This window comes from Pragia fontium (genome assembly GCF_900638655.1).
GTDB lineage: Bacteria > Pseudomonadota > Gammaproteobacteria > Enterobacterales > Enterobacteriaceae > Pragia > Pragia fontium.
In genome coordinates this window covers 3,804,308-3,825,119 of sequence record NZ_LR134531.1, presented here as the reverse complement: position 1 = coordinate 3,825,119, position 20,812 = coordinate 3,804,308, and the positions used below count along the sequence as shown (strand labels likewise).

20 protein-coding genes are annotated in these 20,812 nt (G+C 48.9%); 13 read left to right on the top strand and 7 right to left on the bottom strand.

Translation table 11 applies throughout. The annotated features are described in order from the left end of the window. The first annotated feature begins 111 nt into the window (after positions 1 to 111). The 8 genes from fdnG (EL341_RS16550) (at position 112) to EL341_RS16515 (ending at position 7,553) form a co-directional block, all read left to right on the top strand. On the top strand, positions 112 to 3,162 hold the full coding sequence (gene fdnG / locus EL341_RS16550; RefSeq protein WP_136655902.1) for a formate dehydrogenase-N subunit alpha: 3,051 nt from the start codon (positions 112 to 114) through the stop codon (positions 3,160 to 3,162). Between the two features lie 12 nt (positions 3,163 to 3,174). After that, positions 3,175 to 4,065, top strand: a complete 891-nt coding sequence (gene fdxH, locus EL341_RS16545) for a formate dehydrogenase subunit beta (RefSeq protein WP_047782327.1) — start codon at positions 3,175 to 3,177, stop codon at positions 4,063 to 4,065. After that, complete coding sequence (fdnI, locus tag EL341_RS16540) at positions 4,052 to 4,693, top strand: formate dehydrogenase-N subunit gamma (RefSeq protein WP_047782326.1); 642 nt, start codon at positions 4,052 to 4,054, stop codon at positions 4,691 to 4,693. Before fdxH (EL341_RS16545) ends, fdnI (EL341_RS16540) begins: the two co-directional genes overlap by 14 nt. Continuing rightward, positions 4,686 to 5,603 (top strand): formate dehydrogenase accessory protein FdhE, encoded by a 918-nt coding sequence (gene fdhE, locus EL341_RS16535; protein ID WP_126468175.1) that lies wholly within the window; start codon positions 4,686 to 4,688, stop codon positions 5,601 to 5,603. The genes fdnI (EL341_RS16540) and fdhE (EL341_RS16535) overlap by 8 nt, the downstream gene beginning before the upstream one ends. A 400-nt stretch (positions 5,604 to 6,003) precedes the next feature. Next, positions 6,004 to 6,405, top strand: coding sequence for a hypothetical protein (locus tag EL341_RS16530; protein ID WP_126468174.1), 402 nt, complete (start codon positions 6,004 to 6,006; stop codon positions 6,403 to 6,405). Beyond that, the gene (locus tag EL341_RS16525) at positions 6,374 to 6,631 is read left to right on the top strand and encodes a DUF2726 domain-containing protein (protein ID WP_126468173.1); all 258 of its coding nucleotides are present in this window, start codon (positions 6,374 to 6,376) and stop codon (positions 6,629 to 6,631) included. The genes EL341_RS16530 and EL341_RS16525 overlap by 32 nt, the downstream gene beginning before the upstream one ends. A 341-nt stretch (positions 6,632 to 6,972) precedes the next feature. Next, entirely contained in the window at positions 6,973 to 7,257 is a 285-nt protein-coding gene (locus EL341_RS16520) for a damage-inducible protein J (protein ID WP_047782325.1), read from the top strand. Then, the gene (locus EL341_RS16515; protein WP_047782324.1) at positions 7,254 to 7,553 is read left to right on the top strand and encodes a type II toxin-antitoxin system RelE/ParE family toxin; all 300 of its coding nucleotides are present in this window, start codon (positions 7,254 to 7,256) and stop codon (positions 7,551 to 7,553) included. Before EL341_RS16520 ends, EL341_RS16515 begins: the two co-directional genes overlap by 4 nt. Before the next feature lie 47 nt (positions 7,554 to 7,600). Here EL341_RS16515 and fdhD read toward each other — a convergent pair whose 3' ends face one another. Beyond that, positions 7,601 to 8,431 (bottom strand): formate dehydrogenase accessory sulfurtransferase FdhD, encoded by an 831-nt coding sequence (gene fdhD / locus EL341_RS16510; protein ID WP_074824005.1) that lies wholly within the window; start codon positions 8,429 to 8,431, stop codon positions 7,601 to 7,603. Between the two features lie 356 nt (positions 8,432 to 8,787). On the opposite strand from fdhD, the gene fdnG (EL341_RS16500) reads away from it, so the two are divergent. Genes fdnG (EL341_RS16500) through fdhE (EL341_RS16485) form a run of 4 tightly spaced genes read left to right on the top strand, consistent with a single transcriptional unit; the run spans position 8,788 to position 14,294 of the window. Continuing rightward, entirely contained in the window at positions 8,788 to 11,841 is a 3,054-nt protein-coding gene (fdnG, locus tag EL341_RS16500; RefSeq protein ID WP_164720475.1) for a formate dehydrogenase-N subunit alpha, read from the top strand. 12 nt (positions 11,842 to 11,853) lie between these two features. Then, positions 11,854 to 12,753, top strand: a complete 900-nt coding sequence (gene fdxH / locus EL341_RS16495; RefSeq protein WP_047782320.1) for a formate dehydrogenase subunit beta — start codon at positions 11,854 to 11,856, stop codon at positions 12,751 to 12,753. Next, positions 12,740 to 13,384, top strand: coding sequence for a formate dehydrogenase-N subunit gamma (fdnI, locus tag EL341_RS16490; RefSeq protein WP_047782319.1), 645 nt, complete (start codon positions 12,740 to 12,742; stop codon positions 13,382 to 13,384). The genes fdxH (EL341_RS16495) and fdnI (EL341_RS16490) overlap by 14 nt, the downstream gene beginning before the upstream one ends. Then, positions 13,377 to 14,294 carry a formate dehydrogenase accessory protein FdhE gene (gene fdhE / locus EL341_RS16485; protein ID WP_126468171.1) on the top strand — a complete coding sequence of 306 codons (918 nt, stop codon included), beginning with the start codon at positions 13,377 to 13,379 and terminating at the stop codon, positions 14,292 to 14,294. The genes fdnI (EL341_RS16490) and fdhE (EL341_RS16485) overlap by 8 nt, the downstream gene beginning before the upstream one ends. Before the next feature lie 620 nt (positions 14,295 to 14,914). On the opposite strand, the gene EL341_RS16480 is transcribed toward fdhE (EL341_RS16485), so the two are convergent. The 3 genes from EL341_RS16480 to EL341_RS16470 all read right to left on the bottom strand — a co-directional run bounded on the left by EL341_RS16480 (position 14,915) and on the right by EL341_RS16470 (position 18,901). After that, the gene (locus tag EL341_RS16480) at positions 14,915 to 15,988 is read right to left on the bottom strand and encodes an ABC transporter ATP-binding protein (RefSeq protein WP_047782317.1); all 1,074 of its coding nucleotides are present in this window, start codon (positions 15,986 to 15,988) and stop codon (positions 14,915 to 14,917) included. After that, complete coding sequence (locus tag EL341_RS16475) at positions 15,981 to 17,750, bottom strand: ABC transporter permease (protein WP_047782316.1); 1,770 nt, start codon at positions 17,748 to 17,750, stop codon at positions 15,981 to 15,983. Before EL341_RS16475 ends, EL341_RS16480 begins: the two co-directional genes overlap by 8 nt. Positions 17,751 to 17,827: 77 nt before the next feature. Beyond that, a complete protein-coding gene (locus EL341_RS16470) occupies positions 17,828 to 18,901 on the bottom strand; it encodes an ABC transporter substrate-binding protein (protein ID WP_373994792.1) in 1,074 nt (357 codons plus the stop codon). Positions 18,902 to 19,008: 107 nt separating this feature from the next. On the opposite strand from EL341_RS16470, the gene EL341_RS17635 reads away from it, so the two are divergent. After that, a complete protein-coding gene (locus EL341_RS17635; RefSeq protein WP_164720474.1) occupies positions 19,009 to 19,158 on the top strand; it encodes a hypothetical protein in 150 nt (49 codons plus the stop codon). Here the strand turns inward: EL341_RS17635 and EL341_RS16465 are convergent. From EL341_RS16465 to EL341_RS16455, 3 genes are read right to left on the bottom strand one after another with little or no spacing between them, the layout of a single operon-like run. Further along, positions 19,149 to 19,694, bottom strand: a complete 546-nt coding sequence (locus tag EL341_RS16465; protein WP_074824136.1) for a fimbrial protein — start codon at positions 19,692 to 19,694, stop codon at positions 19,149 to 19,151. The genes EL341_RS17635 and EL341_RS16465 overlap by 10 nt on opposite strands. Before the next feature lie 14 nt (positions 19,695 to 19,708). Then, a complete protein-coding gene (locus EL341_RS16460) occupies positions 19,709 to 20,257 on the bottom strand; it encodes a type 1 fimbrial protein (RefSeq protein ID WP_074824020.1) in 549 nt (182 codons plus the stop codon). A gap of 13 nt (positions 20,258 to 20,270) precedes the next feature. After that, on the bottom strand, positions 20,271 to 20,804 hold the full coding sequence (locus EL341_RS16455; RefSeq protein WP_074824023.1) for a spore coat protein U domain-containing protein: 534 nt from the start codon (positions 20,802 to 20,804) through the stop codon (positions 20,271 to 20,273). Positions 20,805 to 20,812: the final 8 nt, after the last annotated feature.

Here is a 20,812-nt window from a genome sequence, read left to right as displayed (position 1 = left end):
ATATAAAACAGATTGATATATAGAGGATCGAGATCAATAAGTTGTCCATCAGTTGCCCCTATAATCCGCGCAGAAAAGATTAAGTTCTTATGTCAAATAGAGGAGAAAACCATGCAGGTCAGCAGAAGGCAGTTTTTTAAAATCTGCGCTGGCGGTATGGCGGGTACAACTGTAGCGGCATTAGGTTTTGCGCCGACTATGGCACTAGCGGAAACACGTAATTATAAATTATTGCACGCTCGTGAAACACGTAATACCTGCACTTACTGTTCCGTCGGCTGCGGGCTGTTAATGTACAGCCTAGGTGATGGGGCAAAAAATGCCAAAAGTAGTATTTTCCACATTGAAGGGGATCCGGATCATCCGGTAAACCGCGGTGCGCTTTGCCCTAAAGGGGCAGGACTCATCGACTACATTCATAGTGAAGGCCGTTTGCAATATCCAGAATACCGCGCGCCGGGTTCTGATAAGTGGCAACGTCTGAGCTGGGATGATGCCTTAAACCGCATTGCCAAGCTGATGAAAGACGACCGTGACGCGCATTTCCAACACGTGAATGAAGCCGGTACGGTGGTTAACCGTTGGCTGAGCACCGGGATGTTGTGTGGCTCGGCAGCCAGTAATGAAACGGGATTATTAACCCAAAAATTTACCCGAGCGCTCGGTATGCTCGGTATCGACCAAGTAGCACGCATCTGACACGGACCAACGGTAGCAAGTCTTGCTCCAACATTTGGTCGCGGTGCGATGACCAACCACTGGGTTGATATTAAGAACGCCAACGTTGTTGTCGTTATGGGTGGTAACGCTGCTGAAGCTCATCCAGTGGGATTCCGCTGGGCGCTGGAAGCGAAAAAGCACAACAACGCGAAAATCGTTGTGGTGGATCCGCGTTTTACCCGTACCGCATCGGTGGCTGATATTTATGCGCCAATTCGTTCTGGTACTGACATTGCTTTCTTGTCGGGCGTTATTCTGTATCTGATTAATAATAATAAGATCAACGCGGAATACGTTAAACATTACACCAATGCCAGCTATTTAATTCGTGAAGATTTTGGCTTCGAAGACGGCTTATTCAGCGGCTTTGATGAGCAGAATCGCCGTTATGACAAATCCAGCTGGAACTATCAGTTCGATGAAAATGGCCAGCCGCTGCGCGATCCGTCCCTGAGCGATCCGCGCTGTGTGTGGAATTTGTTAAAGCATCATGTTAGTCGCTACACCCCGGATGTGGTAGAGAACATCTGTGGTACGCCGCAGGCTGATTTTGCCAAAGTCTGTGAAGTCTTGGCTGAAACCAGTGCGTCAAATATGGCGGCGACATTCCTGTATGCGCTGGGCTGGACGGAACATACCGTCGGCTCGCAGAATATCCGTACCATGGCGATGATTCAGCTACTGCTGGGTAATATCGGTATGGCTGGCGGCGGCGTGAACGCTTTACGTGGTCACTCCAACGTACAGGGCACCACAGATATTGGATTGTTATCCCAGAGCCTGCCAGGCTACTTAACGCTACCTTCAGAGAAGCACACCTCTCTGGAAGATTATCTGGCTGCCAGCACACCGAAAGGGATGTTGCCGGGTCAGGTAAACTACTGGAGTAACTATCCTAAATTCTTCGTGAGTTTGATGAAGAGTTTCTACGGCGATAAAGCGCAAAGAGAAAACAGTTGGGGCTTTGACTGGTTACCAAAATGGGATCAGCCTTACGACTGGATGAACTATATCGAACGTATGGAACAAGGGTTAGTGGGTGGTTTCATTTGTCAGGGCGTAAACGTACTTGCGTCATCGCCGAATAGAAACAAAACCGCCCGTGCGTTAGCGAAACTGAAGTTCCTGGTAGTGATGGATCCATTGGCGACCGAAACGGCCAGCTTCTGGGAAAACCACGGCGAATATAACGACGTTGATCCGGCATCAATTCAAACGGAAGTATTCCGTTTACCGTCCAGCTGTTTTGCTGAAGAAGATGGTTCGATTGCCAACTCCGGTCGCTGGTTGCAATGGCACTGGAAAGGTGCTGAGCCACCGGGTGAAGCTAAAACCGACGGTGAAATGCTGGCGGCACTGCTGTTTAAAATCCGTGAGTTATATAACGCGGAGGGTGGTAATACCCCTGAACCGCTGATGAACATGCAGTGGAACTACGCCAGACCACATCATCCAGAGTCGGAAGAAGTGGCCAAAGAGCTTAACGGTGTTGCGCTGGAAGATGTTCTGGATGCCAACGGTAATGTGTTAGCCAAAAAAGGCCAGCAGCTTTCTACCTTTGCTCATCTGAAAGACGATGGTACCACCGCCAGCGCCTGTTGGATTTATGCCGGTAGCTGGACCGAAGCCGGTAACCAAATGGCGCTGCGTGATAATGCTGACCCATCAGGTTTAGGCTTAACGCCGAAATGGACTTGGGCATGGCCGGTTAACCGTCGCATTATCTATAACCGAGCATCGGCTGATGTGCAGGGTAAGCCATGGGATCCGAAGCGTATGCTGATCGAGTGGGATGGCAAAAAGTGGGGCGGTAATGACGTACCTGACTTTAACCTGACCGCGGCACCTGGTTCGGAAACCGGTCCGTTTATCATGCAACCGGAAGGCGTTGGCCGTCTGTTTGCGCTGGATAAACTGGCTGAAGGCCCGTTCCCTGAGCACTATGAACCGGTTGAAACACCTATTGGTACTAACCCTCTGCATCCGAACGTGGTGTCTAACCCGGTTATTCGCCTGTTTGAAAGCGATCGGAAACAGATGGGAACCAGTGAAGAATTCCCTTATGTGGGAACCACTTATCGGTTAACTGAGCATTTCCATACCTGGACCAAGCACTCGAAGCTGAACGCAATTACGCAGCCTGAGCAATTCATTGAAATCAGTGAAGGGCTGGCGGAAAAAATTGGTGTGCAGCACGGGGATACGGTTAAGGTCAGCTCCAAACGGGGCGAGATTAAAACCAAAGTGGTGGTGACCAAGCGTATTCGTACCCTGAAAGTGAACGGGCAGGATGTGGAAACGGTCGGTATTCCGATTCACTGGGGCTTTAAAGGCTCGGCACGTAATGGCTTTATTGCCAATACGCTGACCCCAGCAGTGGGTGATGCCAACTCGCAAACGCCAGAATTCAAGGCGTTCCTGGTTAACGTGGAAAAGGTGTAACGGAGAGAAATTATGTCAATGCAATCTCAAGACATTATGAAACGTTCCGCCACCAACGTTTTGACTCCGCCTCCTCAGGGGCGTAGTCATCAGGAAGAAGTGGCGAAGCTGATTGACGTGACCACCTGTATCGGCTGTAAAGCCTGTCAGGTGGCCTGTTCTGAGTGGAACAACATCCGTGATGAAATCGGACATAACGTCGGGGTTTATGATAACCCGGCGGATTTGACCGCCAAGTCATGGACCGTGATGCGCTACTCGGAAGTGGAAGAAAACGGCAAGCTGGAGTGGCTGATCCGTAAAGATGGCTGTATGCACTGTAGCGAACCGGGTTGCCTGAAGGCGTGTCCATCGGCAGGCGCTATTGTGCAGTATGCTAACGGTATTGTGGATTTCCAGTCCGAACACTGTATCGGCTGTGGTTACTGCATTGCCGGCTGTCCGTTTGATGTACCGCGTCTGAATAAAGACGATAACCGGGTGTACAAATGTACCCTGTGCGTCGATCGCGTCACCGTAGGTCAAGAACCTGCCTGTGTGAAAACCTGTCCGACCGGTGCCATCACCTTTGGTACCAAGAAGGATATGATTCAACTGGCGGAAGAGCGTGTGGCTGAGCTTAATTCGCGCGGATACACCAATGCCGGACTGTACAACCCGGAAGGTGTGGGTGGTACTCATGTGATGTATGTATTACACCATGCTGACCGTCCGGAGCTGTATAGCGGACTACCGAAAGATCCAGTGATTAACCCAGTGGTTGGTTTCTGGAAAGGCATACTTAAACCACTATCGGCGATTGGATTCGTCGCCACTTTTGCCGGCCTGATTTTCCACTATGTAGGAATTGGACCGAATAAAGTCGAGAGCGATGACGAGGAGGATCATCATGAAGAAAAGTAAGATGATTAAACGTAACTCGTTTATTGATCGGGCGTGTCACTGGACGGTAGTGATTTGCTTCTTTCTGGTAGCGCTGTCGGGCATTGCTATGTTTTTCCCGTCGCTGCAATGGCTGACCCAGACTTTTGGTACCCCGCAAATGGGACGGATTCTGCATCCGTTCTTTGGCGTGCTGATTTTCTTGGTGTTAATCGTCATGTTCTTCCGCTTCGTGGGTCATAACATCCCGAAGAAAGGCGATATCGGTTGGTTTTTGCATATCGTGGAAGTCCTGAAGGGCAACGAGCATAAAGTCGCGGACGTGGGTAAATATAACCCGGGTCAGAAGATGATGTTCTGGAGCATTATGAGCTTAACGCTGGTATTGCTGGTGACTGGCGTTATCATCTGGCGTCCTTATTTCGCTCACCTGTTCCCGATGTGGTCGATTCGTCTGAGCCTGCTGATTCACGCGGTGGCGGCCATTGTGCTGATCCACGCCATCCTGATCCATATGTATATGGCATTTTGGGTGAAAGGATCGATTTCCGGTATGATTGAAGGTAAAGTCAGCCGTAAATGGGCAGCCAAACACCACCCGCGCTGGGCTCGTCAGGTTGCCGCAGAGGAAGAGAAAAAGAATGAGTAGTATCCGCATCGTTTCCCCAGACGAAGTGGTAAAAACGGCGGGAGCTATCCCGCCGTTGTTATTTGCCAACTTAAAGAGTCTGTATTCCCGTCGTGCTGAGCGCTTGCGCCAGCTGGCGGAAGATCATCCGCTGGGTGATTATCTAAAGTTTGCCGCCACGGTAGTGAATGCCCAGAGTCATGCTCAGCACGATAACCCGCTGAAAATTGATTTAACCGACACTTTAAAAACAGCCTCGGATGCCGGTCGTCCGCCGCTGTCGGTAAAAACTTTTCCACGCAGCCAACACTGGCAAACTCTGCTGGCAGCCATTATTGCTGAACTGGAGCCGGAAGCGCCGGAGCATGTGTTACCGGTGTTGGAATCGCTGAAAAAGATGGGTTCTGCTGAGCTGGAAAGTTTGGCCAGCGACCTGTTGGCCGGTGAAATCGGTAAAGTCGGCAGCGATAAAGCGCCATTCCTGTGGGCCGCACTGTCAGTTTATTGGTCGCAAATGGCCACTCAAATACCGGGTAAAGCCCGTGCTGAATACGGTGAAGAGCGTCATAACTGCCCAGTGTGCGACAGCGCGCCGGTAGCCAGCTTAGTGCATATTGGCACTGATGCTGGTCTGCGTTATCTACACTGTAGTCTGTGCGAAAGCGAATGGCATATGGTGCGAGTGAAGTGCAGCAACTGTGAACAGACCGGCAAACTGGATTACTGGTCGCTGGATACTGAACAGGCAGCCGTTAAAGCGGAAAGCTGCGGCGACTGCGGTAGCTACCTGAAAATTTTGTATCAGGACAAAGATCAAAACGTTGAGCCGGTGGCGGACGATTTGGCCTCGCTGGTGCTGGATGCCAAGGTAGAAGAAGAAGGTTTTGCTCGCAGTGGAGTGAATCCGTTCTTGTTCCCTTCGGGGGAGTAGCTGTTCTATATCTATCATACTTCAAGCTGCAGGTGAGTAGGTTTGCTGCCTACCTGCAGTTTGTGGTTAGCATTTTTATGTGTCTTCTTCTTAGCGTGTTCTGAAAACATCTATTCGCACCTTTTTTATCGTCCTCAAAATTACAAAGATTCTCTGATTCGTATTACCGCTGAAATTACTTTTTAATAAACTAGTGATTTTGACAGGCAGTATTCAGATATTTGTATTGATATAATGAATAAAATCCATTGGTTTCATTATATTGAATAATTTTCTTATTCTCTTCTTATCATGTTGATAAGAGCATTATCTGAGAGACGCATCCATATTTGTAAGATTAAGCGGATTGATCAATGGAATTGATTAAAAACTAGATTTTAGCATTTAAAAAGGAGTTGTGATGGATAGTCTGATCATCGTGCTATTAGTTTTCGCTACTGGGTTTGTTGTTGGTCGAAGAACATTTAAAACTAAAAAAAACCATGTGATAACAACGGATAATCGACCAGAAAAGACACCCCCAAAAAAATATTATCGTCCGCCTGAACCCGTTAAAATATACCGAGATTCACGCTGGGAAGGGAAAAATGAATTATTCTGGGGGATGATAGAAGAAGGCCTTCATATTGAAGGTAAAAAATATGTATGTTCTTTCACTGAAAATGAATATTTAAAAAACCTGATTACTTGGTTTGATAAAAACTGTTTTATTAATTGTCAGGTTTCTCTCGGACAGTTGATGATATTTCCTGACCAGCCAGGATTTAGTGATGAAGAACGGAAAAGATTCTTCTATATATAATAGTATGACAATGGACTATGTTCTGGTTTCCAAAAAGACATACCAGATTGTTTGTGTTATTGAGCTTGATGACATCAGTCATGAAAAGGAAGAACGTATCGAGCGAGATAAAAAACTCAATGAACTGATGAGCGTTGCAAAAATACCGCTACTGCATGTTCCTGTATCAGAGATGCATGTTCAACCTGATATCTGGGGCTGTCGCAAGGCAATAAAGTCATCATAATAACTAAGCGAAAACGTTCAGAATTCTGTGTCGTGTTAAAAGAGCATTATAACGTAACCGTTTCGTTGAGATTGTCTGCAAAATAAATCCCCAAAATTCCCGGTGCTGAAAAGCATGTTTTTTTAGCGCATAACTGCACGAATTCAGCGGCATTGCTACCGTAGCCAAGTCACCTCGTACTTCCGGCTGAGCGCAATCAATGATATTTGCTCTGTGTTATTACTGCCGGAACAGCCACTGACGCTAATTAATCAGGTTGATAAAAGCCGTCATAAAACTGACATATGTACGCTAACAATCTATACTGACAACACAAATGACACCACAGAAGAGCGTGTATTATGAGCACAATTCATTTTCGTATAGATGAAGAAACCAAACGTTTGGCCATGAAAGCCGCAGAGCGTCATAAGCAGAGCCTGACAGAACTAATGCGCCAACGGGCAGAGGAGTTGGCGGCGGAAGAAAGAGCATATCAAAATAGCGCGAATGATGAATGGTTAGAACAACAGATAAATCAGGCATTCAGCCGCTACGATGAGGGGAAGGGGGAGTTTATCAGCAATGATGAGATGACCCGGCAGATGGATGATCTGAAAAAGCTGGCAGCGCAAGGTAAGCTATGATCAACGTGTTGTGGGAAAAACAGGCGCAGGCGGACAGGAAGAATATTTTTCTTTATTTGTACCGAGAAGCAGGACTGCCAGTAGCCAGCGCGACAGATGAGAAGTTTATGATGCTGGCAGGGTTATTGGAAGATAACCCACAAGCTGGCGTGGTGGTGGGAAAGTCTGGTAAGCAGCGTAAACTCACGGTTGCCCGTTTCCCCTTCATTATGGTGTATGTGGTAGAGCCTAACGAAGTTCGGATACTTCGAGTTTTGCACACCTCAAGAAAGATAGCGGGCCGATATCAGCAATAGCCACGGCAAACGTCATTGGCTTCATATGGATAAATGCCCACTAATCCCTATGCCCCAATAATCCGCTGCGCATGGGTATACACCGTCGCGCGACCCGGTTTACTAAACCCAACCAGCGTCAGATTACACTGCTCGGCCACCTGCACCGCCAGCGTGGTAGTGGCAGACACCGCAAACAGAATCTCTACGCCGCACATGGCTGCTTTTTGCACCATCTCATAGCTGGCACGGCTGGAGACTAGCACCGCTCCCTGTTGCCAACCTTGCTTAGCCCTAACTCCCAGCAGTTTATCCAGCGCAACGTGGCGGCCAACGTCTTCGCAGCCTCCCAACATCTGTCCTTCAGGGGAAATCCAACCGGCAGCGTGAGTACAGCCGGTTAGCTGACCGACAGTTTGCACCTGATTAAGCTGCGGTAGCGCCCCATCTAATAGACGCAGATCGAATTGCTGGGTAAACGGTAATGGTTTTACCGGGCGCAGGACTTCACCCAACTGTTCAACCCCACATACGCCACAGCCGGTGCGTCCGGCCATCGCTCGTCGACGCTCTTTTAAACCGACAAATCGACGGGTCGCCAATTCGATTTCTACTTCAATACCATTACAACCGTTATGAACGTCGATACCGTAAATTTCCTGCGGTGATTCAATAATGCCTTCCGCTAATGAGAAACCAATCGCAAATTCTTCTAATTCTTTTGGCGTCGCCATCATCACTACGTGGGCAATCCCGTTATAGCTCAGGGCAACCGGCACTTCCTCTGCGACCCAATCTTTTTCCGGAGTATTCAAAGCGTTGTGTCGGAGAACGGTAAGCTGTTGCACGCCGATCGCTGACTGACTGCTGCTATTTTGTAGGGAGACGTCTGTTTTCACGTATAGGCCTTTAAGCAATAGGGACTTGATGAATATTATTTTCGGGTTAACATTAGAGGTACAAATGAGACGAAAATAGCCAACAATAAGTTAATTTTTGTAACATTTAAGATATAGATCAACTTCTTAGCCATTCTATATCCGTACAATCACAATGTCTTTAATTTGACCACTGAAATATCTGACCTGTTGGGCGTAAGAAGTAGTGCGTTTTTATACGTTTCGATTTTTGGTTCTGTTTGCTGCTTAAGGTGAAAAGTAGCAAATAATAATTAAGCAAGTAAAGGCCTGGTGATCATCCGTACGCGTATTGATACAGAGCAATGTGACAGCAAATAAGAAAAAAGGAGAAAACCATGCAGGTCAGCAGAAGGCAGTTTTTTAAAATCTGCGCTGGCGGTATGGCAGGTACAACGGCAGCCGCGCTGGGATTTGCTCCCGCTATAGCGCTGGCGGAGACGCGTAGTTATAAACTGTTACGCGCTCAGGAAACCCGTAATACCTGTACCTACTGTTCGGTAGGATGTGGGCTGTTAATGTACAGCATGGGCGATGGTGCCAAAAATGCCAGAGCCAGTATTTTCCATATCGAAGGGGATCCGGATCATCCGGTAAACCGTGGCGCGCTTTGTCCTAAAGGGGCAGGGCTGATCGATTATGTGAATAGTGAAAGTCGTCTGAAATATCCGGAGTATCGTGCACCGGGTTCGGATAAATGGCAGAGAATCACTTGGGATGACGCTTTTAATCGCATCGCCAAACTGATGAAAGATGACCGCGATGCTAACTTCCAGAAAACCAATGAAAATGGCGTAACCGTCAACCGTTGGTTAACAAGTGGGTTACTCGCCGCTTCTGCTTCCAGTAATGAAAATGGTTTACTGACTCAAAAATTTTCGCGCGCGCTCGGTATGCTCGCGGTAGACAACCAAGCACGCGTTTGACACGGACCAACGGTAGCAAGTCTTGCTCCAACATTTGGTCGCGGTGCGATGACCAACCACTGGGTTGATATCAAAAACGCTAACTTAGTTGTGGTTATGGGCGGTAACGCAGCCGAAGCGCATCCGGTGGGATTCCGCTGGGCGATGGAAGCTAAAATCCATAATAACGCTAAGCTGATCGTTATCGATCCACGCTTTACCCGTACGGCTTCAGTTGCCGATTTTTATACGCCGATTCGTTCCGGTACTGATATTGCTTTCCTGTCAGGGGTTATTCTTTACCTGATGGAAAACAACAAGATCAATACTGAGTATGTTAACGCTTACACCAACGCTAATCTGCTGGTGCGCGAAGACTTCACTTTTGAAGACGGTTTATTTAGCGGTTATGACGCAGAGAAGCGTCAATATGATAAAACCACCTGGAACTATCAGGTTGGTGAAGACGGCTTTGCTAAACGCGATCCAACGCTAACGGATCCGCGTTGCGTATGGAACCTGCTGAAAAATCACGTCAGTCGTTATACCCCTGATGTGGTGAGCAATATCTGTGGTACGCCGAAGGATGACTTCCTGAAAGTATGCGAATTGATCGCAGAAACCAGTGCTGCCGATAAAACCGCCTCGTTCCTGTATGCCCTCGGCTGGACCCAACATACCGTTGGTGCTCAGAATATCCGTACTATGGCCATTATCCAGCTACTGCTGGGTAATATGGGTATGGCTGGCGGCGGCGTTAACGCCCTGCGTGGTCACTCCAATATTCAGGGACTGACCGACCTTGGTCTGCTGTCTCAGTCACTGCCGGGCTATCTGACTTTACCTTCAGAGAAACAGCCAAACCTGCAAACCTATCTGGATGCCAACACGCCGAAAAAAGCGCTGGCGGATCAGGTTAACTACTGGGGTAACTATCCTAAATTCTTTATCAGCATGATGAAGAGCTTCTACGGTGATAAAGCCCAGAAAGAGAATGATTGGGGTTATGACTGGTTACCGAAGTGGGATCAGGGCTACGACGTTCTGAAGTACTTTGAAATGATGGATCAGGGCAAAGTGAATGGCTATATCTGCCAGGGCTTTAACCCGGTTGCGTCATTCCCGGACAAAAATAAAGTTGTCCGTTCGCTCTCTAAACTGAAGTATTTGGTCACCATCGATCCGTTAAGCACCGAGACCGCCGAGTTCTGGCAGAATCACGGTAAACAGAATGATGTTGATCCATCGTCGATTCAAACCGAAGTGTTCCGTCTGCCTTGTACTTGTTTCGCAGAAGAAGATGGTTCTATCGTTAACTCCGGTCGCTGGCTACAGTGGCACTGGAAAGGCGGCGAGCCACCGGGAGAAGCGATAACCGACGGTGAAATTCTGGCCGGGTTGCTGTTTAAAATTCGTGAGCTGTATGCACAAGATGGCGATAAAGCCGTTGCCGTAGAGCCGCTGATGAATATGACCTGGGACTATCTGGAGCCAATGCGTCCGTCAGCGGAAGAAATGGCAAAAGAGTCCAACGGTCGTGCGCTGGTGGATATCACTGACGCGACCGGCAAAGTCATTCTGAAGAAGGGCCAACTGCTGGACAGCTTTGCTCAACTGAAAGATGACGGTACCACTTCCAGCGCCTGTTGGATCTTCAGTGGTAGCTGGACCGAAGCCGGTAACCAAATGGCTCGCCGTGATAACTCTGACCCGTCTGGGCTGGGGAATACGCTGGCGTGGGCATGGGCATGGCCGCTTAACCGCCGCATTCTGTATAACCGTGCGTCAGCCGATCCACAGGGTAAACCGTGGGATCCAAAACGTAAGTTGATTGAATGGGATGGCAGCAAGTGGACTGGTATCGATGTGCCTGACTTTGGTGCGGCTCCTCCGGGCAGCGATGTGAATCCGTTTATCATGCAAAACGAAGGTCTTGGCCGTCTGTTTGCTACCGATAAAATGGCGGAAGGTCCGTTCCCTGAACACTATGAACCGTTTGAAACACCAATCAGCACTAACCCGTTGCATAAGAATGTGATCTCTAACCCAGCGGCTCGGGTATTTAAATCCGATCTGGAAAATATGGGGGATGCGAAAGACTTCCCATATGTCGGGACCACTTACCGTTTAACCGAGCATTTCCACTTCTGGACGAAACACTCGGTGCTGAACGCGATTACCCAGCCGGAGCAGTTTATTGAAATCGGTGAAGGTTTAGCGCAGCAAAAAGGTATCCAGCATGGCGATACGGTGAAAGTGACCTCAAAGCGTGGCTATATTGAAGCTAAAGCGGTGGTAACTAAACGTATTCGTACTCTGCAAGTTAACGGACAGAACGTGGATACCATTGGTATTCCTATTCACTGGGGATTTGTCGGCGCGGCTCGTAAAGGCTATTTGGCCAATACGCTGACACCGTTTATCGGTGACGCCAATACCCAAACGCCAGAGTTCAAGGCGTTCCTGGTTAACGTGGAAAAGGTGTAACGGAGAGAAAATATGTCAATGCAATCTCAAGACATTATCAAGCGTTCCGCCACCAATGCGTTGACGCCACCGCCTCAGGTGCGTCATCACCAGGAAGAAGTGGCGAAGCTGATTGACGTGACCACCTGTATCGGCTGTAAAGCCTGTCAGGTGGCCTGTTCCGAGTGGAACGATATTCGTGATGAAATCGGTCATAACGTCGGGGTTTATGATAACCCGGCGGATCTGAGCGCCAAGTCATGGACCGTGATGCGTTATTCGGAAGTGGAAGAAAACGGTAAGCTGGAATGGCTGATCCGTAAAGATGGCTGTATGCATTGTAGCGACCCGGGCTGTTTGAAGGCGTGTCCTTCTGCCGGAGCGATTATTCAGTATGCTAACGGTATCGTCGATTTCCAGTCTGAACACTGTATCGGCTGTGGTTACTGTATCGCTGGCTGTCCGTTCGACGTTCCTCGTATGAATAAAGAGGATAACCGGGTGTACAAATGTACCCTGTGCGTTGACCGGGTCACCGTGGGTCAGGAACCTGCTTGTGTGAAAACTTGTCCAACCGGCGCCATTCATTTTGGCACGAAACAGGCCATGATTGAGTTGGCGGAAGAGCGTGTGGCAGAGCTGCATACTCGGGGCTATGACAATGCAGGGCTGTATAATCCGGCGGGCGTTGGCGGTACTCACGTAATGTACGTATTACACCACGCTGACCGTCCAGAGCTGTATAGCGGACTGCCGAAAGATCCGGTGATTAGCCCGGTTGTTGGTTTCTGGAAAGGCGTATTGAAACCACTGTCGGCTGCGGCATTTATCGCCAGCTTCGCCGGCCTGATCTATCACTATGTGGGCGTAGGCCCGAACAAAGTCGATGATGAAGACGACAATGACGAGGGAAATCATCATGAAGAAAAGTAAGATGATTAAACGCTACTCGTTCATTGACCGAGCGTGTCACTGGACCGTAGTGATTTGTTTCTTTCTGGTAGCGCTGTCGGGCATTGCTATGTTCTTCCCGACGCTGAGCTGGTTGACTCAGACTTTTGGTACACCACAAATGGGGCGCATTCTGCACCCGTTCTTTGGCGTGCTGATTTTCTGTGTGCTGGTGGTGATGTTCTGCCGATTTGTCAGTCATAACATCCCGAAGAGAGATGATATTGGCTGGTTTGTGCATATCGTGGAAGTACTGAAAGGCAATGAACATAAAGTGGCTGATGTGGGTAAATATAACCCGGGTCAGAAGGCGATGTTCTGGAGCATTATGAGTTTAATCCTCGTATTGCTGGTCAGCGGCGTGATTATTTGGCGTCCTTACTTTGCCGAATTCTTCCCGATATGGGCTATCCGTTTAGGTCTGATGATTCATGCCGTCGCGGCGATTGTGCTGATCCACGCCATCCTGATCCATATTTATATGGCATTCTGGGTGAAGGGATCGATTACCGGTATGGTTGAAGGTAAAGTTAGCCGTAAATGGGCTGCTAAGCATCACCCACGCTGGTACCGCGAAGTTGTCGCCGACGAGGAAAAGGAAAAGAATGAGTAGTATCCGCATCGTTTCCCCAGACGAAGTGGTAAAAACGGCGGGAGCTATCCCGCCGTTGTTATTTGCCAACTTAAAAAGTCTGTATTCCCGTCGTGCTGAGCGCTTGCGCCAGCTGGCGGAAGATCATCCGCTGGGTGATTATCTAAAGTTTGCCGCTACGGTGGTAGATGCCCAGAGTCATGCTCAGCACGATAACCCGCTGAAAATCGACTTAACCGACACCCTAAAAGCAGCCTCGGATGCCAGTCGTCCACCGCTGTCGGTAAAAACTTTTCCACGCAGCCAACACTGGCAAACTCTGCTGGCAGCCATTATTGCTGAACTGGAGCCGGAAGCGCCGGAGCATGTGTTACCGGTGTTGGAATCGCTGAAAAAGATGGGCTCTGCTGAGCTGGAAAGTCTGGCCAGCGACCTGTTGGCCGGTGAAATCGGTAAAGTCGGCAGCGATAAAGCGCCATTCCTGTGGGCCGCACTGTCAGTTTATTGGGCGCAAATGGCCACTCAAATACCGGGTAAAGCCCGTGCTGAATACGGTGAAGAGCGTCATAACTGTCCAGTGTGCGACAGCGCGCCGGTAGCCAGCTTAGTGCATATCGGCACTGATGCGGGTCTGCGTTATCTACACTGTAGCCTGTGCGAAAGCGAATGGCATATGGTGCGAGTGAAGTGCAGCAACTGTGAACAGACCGGCAAGCTGGATTACTGGTCGCTGGATACTGAACAGGCAGCCGTTAAAGCGGAAAGCTGCGGCGACTGCGGTAGCTACCTGAAGATTCTGTATCAGGATAAAGATCAAAACGTTGAGCCGGTGGCGGACGATTTGGCCTCGCTGGTGCTGGATGCCAAGGTAGAAGAAGAAGGTTTTGCTCGCAGTGGAGTGAATCCGTTTTTGTTCCCTTCGGGGGAATAGAAATCGTTGTTGTGAATTAATGCCGGTATTAAGTACTTCGACTGGTTTCGCTGCTAATAGTTTGGTGGTCAAATCAGCAACTGAGAAGGCAGTGAGCAAGGGGCGTTGAGGTGAACGCCCCCTGCACCTCCCGCGCCTTCGCAGCCGACTGTTGACCGACGCTACGCGACGGCAACCTCAGTTGGTTCGAAGGCTTAACGCACCGGCATGGATCTGCTCCCGGCGGAATGTTCCATCTTATTAGTGACTCCGTCAGAATATGACCGCAAATGTCTATTTTCCCTCCGTCATTCCGGTGAAAACCGGAACGCGCAGCCGCAGGCGTAGCAAACATTCGCATAGCGAATGGCCCGAAGGGGAGCGCAGCGAATCATCTAATGTTTTAGCTTAACGACAACGCTTGGCTTAAGAACGAGGTCCCCGCTTTCGCAGGGATGACGGTATAAATGCGGGAATGACAATATAAATAATCGTCAGAAATTCATGCTTATTTTTCTGGGGAACCTTCAATGTAAAGGGCGTTCGCCTAACGCCCTTTACTCGCCGCAAGCCCGACGGTTAAATAATATGTCGTATTTTTGGCGGCGAAATTTTCGCTTAACCTGATATTCAACCTCAACTCAAACTCGCGGAAATATCCAAACCTGATCGGCAGGCATAGATAACCGACAAAGGCCGTTATCGGGTTTAACGGTGCCGAATGCTCTTAATACCGGTGAATCATCATTGGATTCGCGGAACAGATATTCCCAGTGGCTACCGAGATACATGCTGGTGAGCAGCGGCAGTTCCAGATGGTTTTGCTCATTGTGATCGTCAACTTTGACCTGCTCTACGCGAATAACCGCAGTTACCTCCTGTCCGACCTGTAAGCCGTTAGCCGGTTTTCCCCATAGTTTCCAGTTAGCTCCCTGAATGCAGGCATGTTCACCCTGTAGTTCCGTGATGCGGCCATGCAGTCGGTTATTGCTGCCCATAAATTCGGCGGTAAACAGGCTGGTTGGCGCGGCATACATTTCTTGAGGTGTGCCCTGTTGTTCGATAACACCGTTATTCAACAGTAGAATGCGGTCGGAAATCGCCATGGCTTCACTTTGATCGTGTGTCACCATCAGGGCGGATAATCCCAGCTCAACAATCAGTCGGCGTAGAAATACTCGGGCTTCCTCACGCAGTTTGGCATCCAGATTCGATAGCGGTTCATCCAGCAGCAGAACCGGCGGGTTATATACCAGCCCACGGCCAATAGCCACCCGTTGCTGCTGGCCTCCTGACAGTTGATGAGGATAGCGCTCACCTAAATGCCCCAAACCCAACTGCTCAAGCACTGCCTGAACCCGGCTTTTGACTTCCGTTGATGAGACTTTACGCAGCTTAAGCGGATAGGCAATATTATCGAAGATGGTCATATGCGGCCAGAGTGCGTAGGACTGAAACACCAGCCCTAGATTGCGATCCTCAACCGGAATTTCTTTGTTGGTACTGCCGTCATACACCACGCGATCGCCGATGGTGATACGCCCTGCACAGGGGCCTTCCAGACCGGCAACCGCACGCAGTAGCGTGGTTTTTCCGCTGCCGGAAGGGCCTAATAGCGTAACAACCTCGCCCTTATGCAACTGCATAGACACCCCTTTGAGGACAGGGTTGGTGCCGTAGTTTAAATGCAGGTTCTCTACCGTTAGCTCAGTCATTTAGTTTTACTCCAAAGCGCAGGGCTATTCCCAGCCCGAACATCACCAAAACAATATTGATAAACGACAGGGCGGCGACAATATCAACCGCACCGGTTCCCCACAGGGAAACCAGCATCGAGCCAATGGTTTCCGTACCGGGAGAAAGTAAATAGACGCCAGTAGAATATTCCCGCTCAAAAATCAGGAACATCAACAGCCAGGAACCGATAAGTCCATAACGCGCCAAAGGAACGGTAATTTGCCGGGTAACCTGACTGCGCCGTGCACCGGTGCTGCGGGCGGCTTCTTCCAGTTCCGCCCCGACCTGTAATAAGGCTGAGGAGATCAGACGTAACCCATAGGCCAGCCACACCACGGTATAAGCCAACCAGACGCTGAAAATGGTATTTCGCGCGGCACGCATCCAGACAATCACGTTATCACGCATCCATTGGGCGCCGGGCAGCACTGACATATAACCGTCCGCCAGCGATTTATCCATCCACATCGGGGTAAACAGAAATACCCATAAGAACGCTAAACCAGCCAAAATTCCCGGTACCGCCCGTGGAATCAGTACGCTGTAGTCGAGAAAGCGGGTGACCCGATCTGGTTTGCGGTGCATCGCTAAACCAATAAAGGTGTAGCAAATCACTGCTAACGCTCCGCCAAAGATACCGATGGCAACCGAGTTAACAATCGCGCGAATCAGGTTTGGCTGGGAAAACACAGTGCGGAAGGTATCCAGAGAGAGCTGGTCAAACAGCGAAACGCCAACGCCCCAGTTGGAGACAAACGCCCGCAGTAAGATGCCAGTTAACGGGACAAAGATAGTGACGATCAGCCACAGAATTACCACTGCGGCGGATATCCAGCGCCATTTACCCAGCGGTAAGGCGTGCGACTGCGATGCTTTGCCTTTTACCGTGACAAAGCGGTTTGCGGTACGCATTAGACGGCGCTGTAGCATAATCAGTGGAATGGTAATGCTAATCAGAACAACCGCGACCACCGCCATCAGATGGTAGGAGGGAATACCCAGCTTATTGGTGAGTTTGTATAAATAGGTCGCCAGAACCAGATTACCCTCAGGATCGCCTAATACCAGCATCAGGCCAAACACTTCCAGACCGAGGAAAAACAGCAGCACCGTGGCATACAAAATCGCTGGCCTGACCATCGGCAGACTAACGGAGATCATGACGCGTAGTGGCGAAGCGCCGGAAATGCGCGCGGCTTCTTCAACGTCTGACCCCATATTGCGTAACGCAGAAGAGATATACAGATAAGCATGGGGGACGTGCGTTAGCCCGGCAATAATCACAATGCTGGTCATGGAATAGATATTCCACGGCACAAAGCCAATAATATCTTGTATCCACAGCGAGAAGAAGCCAACTGGTCCGGCGGCAACCACATAGCCGAAGCCTAATACCATTGGTGAAACAAACACCGGCACCAGTATCATTGGTTCTATCCAGCGGCGGCCGGGAAGATCGGTTCGGACAATCAGAAATGCCAGTATGCCGCCGAGAGGAATAACGATCACCACCAGGCCAATGGCCAGAATAAATCCGCTTTTTAGTGCCTTATAGAAATCGGGATCGTCAAAAACGAAGCGGTAGGCATCCAGTGAGAAAGTTTTATCTGCAACAAAGAAGGGAGCCGACAGAAAACTTTGGGTGACAATCAGTGCCAACGGGCCATAGATAAATAACGCCGTTAATAACACGACTGCACCGCGCGGTAAGCTCTGCCTGATTCTGCGCAATGAGTCCATAGCTAAACCCTGATTTATAATAATTAGAATGCTAACGGTAAAGGCGATTTGCCTTTACCGTTAAATAGGTTTTAACCTTACTTACCGGTAATAGAGCGCCATTTTTTCAGGAAGTCTAACCGTTTGTTTTGCTGTAAATATTCCAACAGGCTGTCATTGACCGGGATCGGCTTCAGCGCCGAGCCTAACCGCTGAGTAGTGCCTGCCACGTCGTTATCGCCGGTAATATCATCACGAATCGAGGTAATATTGGCCTGATTAGCTAAAATATCCTGACCTTTTTGCGACAGCATATAGTCCAGCCACAGCTTGGCAGCATTGGCATTCTTGGCCTGTTTACTGATAAAGGTGACGCGAGATAACACCAAGGTATAGTCGGTTGGATACGCAATGCCAAGAGAAGGATCTTTCATGGCGCGAGTTTTGGCGTAGGGTTCCAGTATGTTATAGCCAATCAGGTTTTCACCGGAAGAGACTCGCTCTAGCATGGTTCCGGTAGATGACTGCACCACCATTCCGGCGCTGGCGGTGTCTTTCAAATGATCGAAATAGTGCGGATCGTTTTTCATATCTTCAACGGCAAGCATAAAGCCCAGCGCTGACTTTTCAATATCGTAGGTGGTGACTTTATTTTTAAACCGATCCTGCTGCCCTTTAATCAGGGTGGCCAATGTTGCGTGAGAGGTTGGAATTTCCTCTGCTTTGATCAGCCGTTTATTGTAGATAAACACCAGCGGTTCATAGGTTGTGCCGTAGACGGTATCTTTCCAGACCGCCCAGCTCGGCAGTTTACCGGCTTCCGGTGATTTATACGGTAGGGCATAGTCGCTGGCTAGCTTTAGTCCGGTATCCATTGCAGAACTCCAGACCACGTCGCCGCTGCCGCTGGACGATGCTTGTTCACTGATATAACGGTTATACAGCTCGGTGCTGTTCATATCATTGTATTCAACGCTGATATCAGGATAAAGCGCCTGAAATCCTTTAATAAGTGGTGCTGCCGCGGCGGTATCCGTTGTGGAATACACCACGACTTTTCCTTCTTTATTGGCGGCATCAATCACTTTTTGGTAATCGGCAGGGTAGTTTGCCGGTGCGGTGGTAGAGGCAGAAAATGCAGAACCGATAGGTAGGGCTAGCATACTGACCATGAGTAAGTTTAATTTTTTTGACATGCAGGTCTTCCCATTTTTTTATCAGGTTATAGATAAATAAGTATGGGTGGAACGTATCGAATGACAAGGGAGAGGATGGATAAATGTTGAGCAATTGTGATGAAACTCAAGATATTGTTGCTTATTTGTTATTTGACCGGGATCGCCAGATAGGATTGGTCGACTTAGATAGCCGACCATTTTCCGATAGAAGGATGTTGAAGGCGGAGATAACGAAAGCGGACTACTTATAAAGCATATCGATGATAACGCTGCTTTTCATGATGCCTTTTTCAACGCTTTGTCCTTGAGCATAGGGTTTAGCGTAGAAACTAATATCAAACTGATTGTTATTAGCGGTAAACCGCTTGTTTTTTCCAGATAAATCAACCGGTGTGCCGTCTGGCCATGATAAATTAATGCCTACGCCGGATAAGTTGGTTTGCAACTCGCCTCCGGTACCATTATTTAATGCGCCTTGGCTACCGGGTTTAAGTTTAACGTCTATATTTTTAGGCATCACGCCGCTTTTTCGGCAATCCACAATAAATTGCGCTTTAACCGCCGGCTGTTTTCCTGCCAGTAATGTCTTTTCATTGATCACTTTAAAATCGACAATTTTATCCAACCCTTCGCCGTCATTGATGTCACAGGTAATGTTAACCACCTCTAATGAAATACTCAGTTTGGTATCCGGTAATGTTTCATATGCATCCGTATCCGCAGCCACAAACGGAGAATACCAGCCGAACCAAGCGATAATCAGATAGCCGTAAATGTTCTTATTCATAGCCTGTTCCGCCATCATATGTACTTGATTTTTATTATCACATGGGTGTTGGCATTGCCGAGGGTAACGGACTGACTGCCTATCGGTAATGCCACCGGTTTAATCTTAAACTTCATTTTCATCAGCGTCGCTTCAGGTTTATCCACCCACAATTCTTGGTTCATTGGAATGCCGCTGCCAATGGTGCCAACTTTATTATCAGCCCATGTCATCAAATAGCCGAGGGAGGTATTTTTTGAGGCAATATATCCCGTTGAGCCCATGGTTAAATGCGGGTTGGCCGGTTCAAACTTGAGAGAAACACGCTGTGGTTTAATGGTGCCTGAACAGTCAAGGGATAAGGTCGACTCCCCTTCAACCTCTCCGGATAATATCGTTTTGGCATCGACTGAGCCAAAGGTCACATTATCAACGGTGGCGGGCAGGCAAGTGGCGATGGTAACGTTGAGACTAAATTGGGACTGAACATCACCACCGGTTACTGAAAAGGTCGGTGATGTTGCCTCACCGTACGATGAGGCAGAAAAGATCAGCAGCCCATAAAGCAAAACATGCTTGAGCATAGCGGCTCCTAAACTAATTGAAGGTTAGTTTAATATTTACTGAGGTATTCGCGGCGCCGGGTGAAACAACGGTACCTAATGCGACGGGCTTGACTTTAATTGGAATGGAAAAGCTGGCCGCAGTAGGTTTCTTCGCCGGTGCAATCGCTGCTCCGCCAACGGTGACCACCGAGTCTTTTGCTTTCACGGTATCGTCGCCCCACTTTAATTGATAACCCACGGTGCTGTTCGCTTTGGTCTTAATGATGCCTTTAGCTGCATCGCTTATACCGTCGGCCGCCGTAAAGCTAACGGTATAGTTTGCCATCGTGGTATCACAGGCAATATCCAGTGACATGTTTTTATCTGCCACCGTCCCAGCTTTAATCGCGCCTGCTGCCTGATCGCCGAATGCTACATTACCCACCGTAGCACTACAGGAGGCTTTCACCATCATAGTTAAATTAGAGGTGACGGTTCCACCCGTGACATTCGACGTAAAGCTGGTGGCGCCAGCGTGAAAAGACAAAGATAGTCCAATCGTTATCAATGATAATTTCTTTAACATAAGTAATT

Excerpts from the sequence above, each read along its gene's own strand:
- fdxH (WP_047782327.1), top strand. The coding sequence starts at position 3,175 with ATGTCAATGCAATCTCAAGACATTATGAAACGTTCCGCCACCAACGTT.
- fdnI (WP_047782326.1), top strand. The coding sequence starts at position 4,052 with ATGAAGAAAAGTAAGATGATTAAACGTAACTCGTTTATTGATCGGGCG.
- fdhE (WP_126468175.1), top strand. The coding sequence starts at position 4,686 with ATGAGTAGTATCCGCATCGTTTCCCCAGACGAAGTGGTAAAAACGGCG.
- EL341_RS16530 (WP_126468174.1), top strand. The coding sequence starts at position 6,004 with ATGGATAGTCTGATCATCGTGCTATTAGTTTTCGCTACTGGGTTTGTT.
- EL341_RS16525 (WP_126468173.1), top strand. The coding sequence starts at position 6,374 with ATGAAGAACGGAAAAGATTCTTCTATATATAATAGTATGACAATGGAC.
- EL341_RS16520 (WP_047782325.1), top strand. The coding sequence starts at position 6,973 with ATGAGCACAATTCATTTTCGTATAGATGAAGAAACCAAACGTTTGGCC.
- EL341_RS16515 (WP_047782324.1), top strand. The coding sequence starts at position 7,254 with ATGATCAACGTGTTGTGGGAAAAACAGGCGCAGGCGGACAGGAAGAAT.
- fdxH (WP_047782320.1), top strand. The coding sequence starts at position 11,854 with ATGTCAATGCAATCTCAAGACATTATCAAGCGTTCCGCCACCAATGCG.
- fdnI (WP_047782319.1), top strand. The coding sequence starts at position 12,740 with ATGAAGAAAAGTAAGATGATTAAACGCTACTCGTTCATTGACCGAGCG.
- fdhE (WP_126468171.1), top strand. The coding sequence starts at position 13,377 with ATGAGTAGTATCCGCATCGTTTCCCCAGACGAAGTGGTAAAAACGGCG.
- EL341_RS16480 (WP_047782317.1), bottom strand. The coding sequence starts at position 15,988 with ATGACTGAGCTAACGGTAGAGAACCTGCATTTAAACTACGGCACCAAC.
- EL341_RS16475 (WP_047782316.1), bottom strand. The coding sequence starts at position 17,750 with ATGGACTCATTGCGCAGAATCAGGCAGAGCTTACCGCGCGGTGCAGTC.
- EL341_RS16470 (WP_373994792.1), bottom strand. The coding sequence starts at position 18,901 with ATGGTCAGTATGCTAGCCCTACCTATCGGTTCTGCATTTTCTGCCTCT.
- EL341_RS17635 (WP_164720474.1), top strand. The coding sequence starts at position 19,009 with ATGTTGAGCAATTGTGATGAAACTCAAGATATTGTTGCTTATTTGTTA.
- EL341_RS16465 (WP_074824136.1), bottom strand. The coding sequence starts at position 19,694 with ATGAATAAGAACATTTACGGCTATCTGATTATCGCTTGGTTCGGCTGG.
- EL341_RS16460 (WP_074824020.1), bottom strand. The coding sequence starts at position 20,257 with ATGCTCAAGCATGTTTTGCTTTATGGGCTGCTGATCTTTTCTGCCTCA.
- EL341_RS16455 (WP_074824023.1), bottom strand. The coding sequence starts at position 20,804 with ATGTTAAAGAAATTATCATTGATAACGATTGGACTATCTTTGTCTTTT.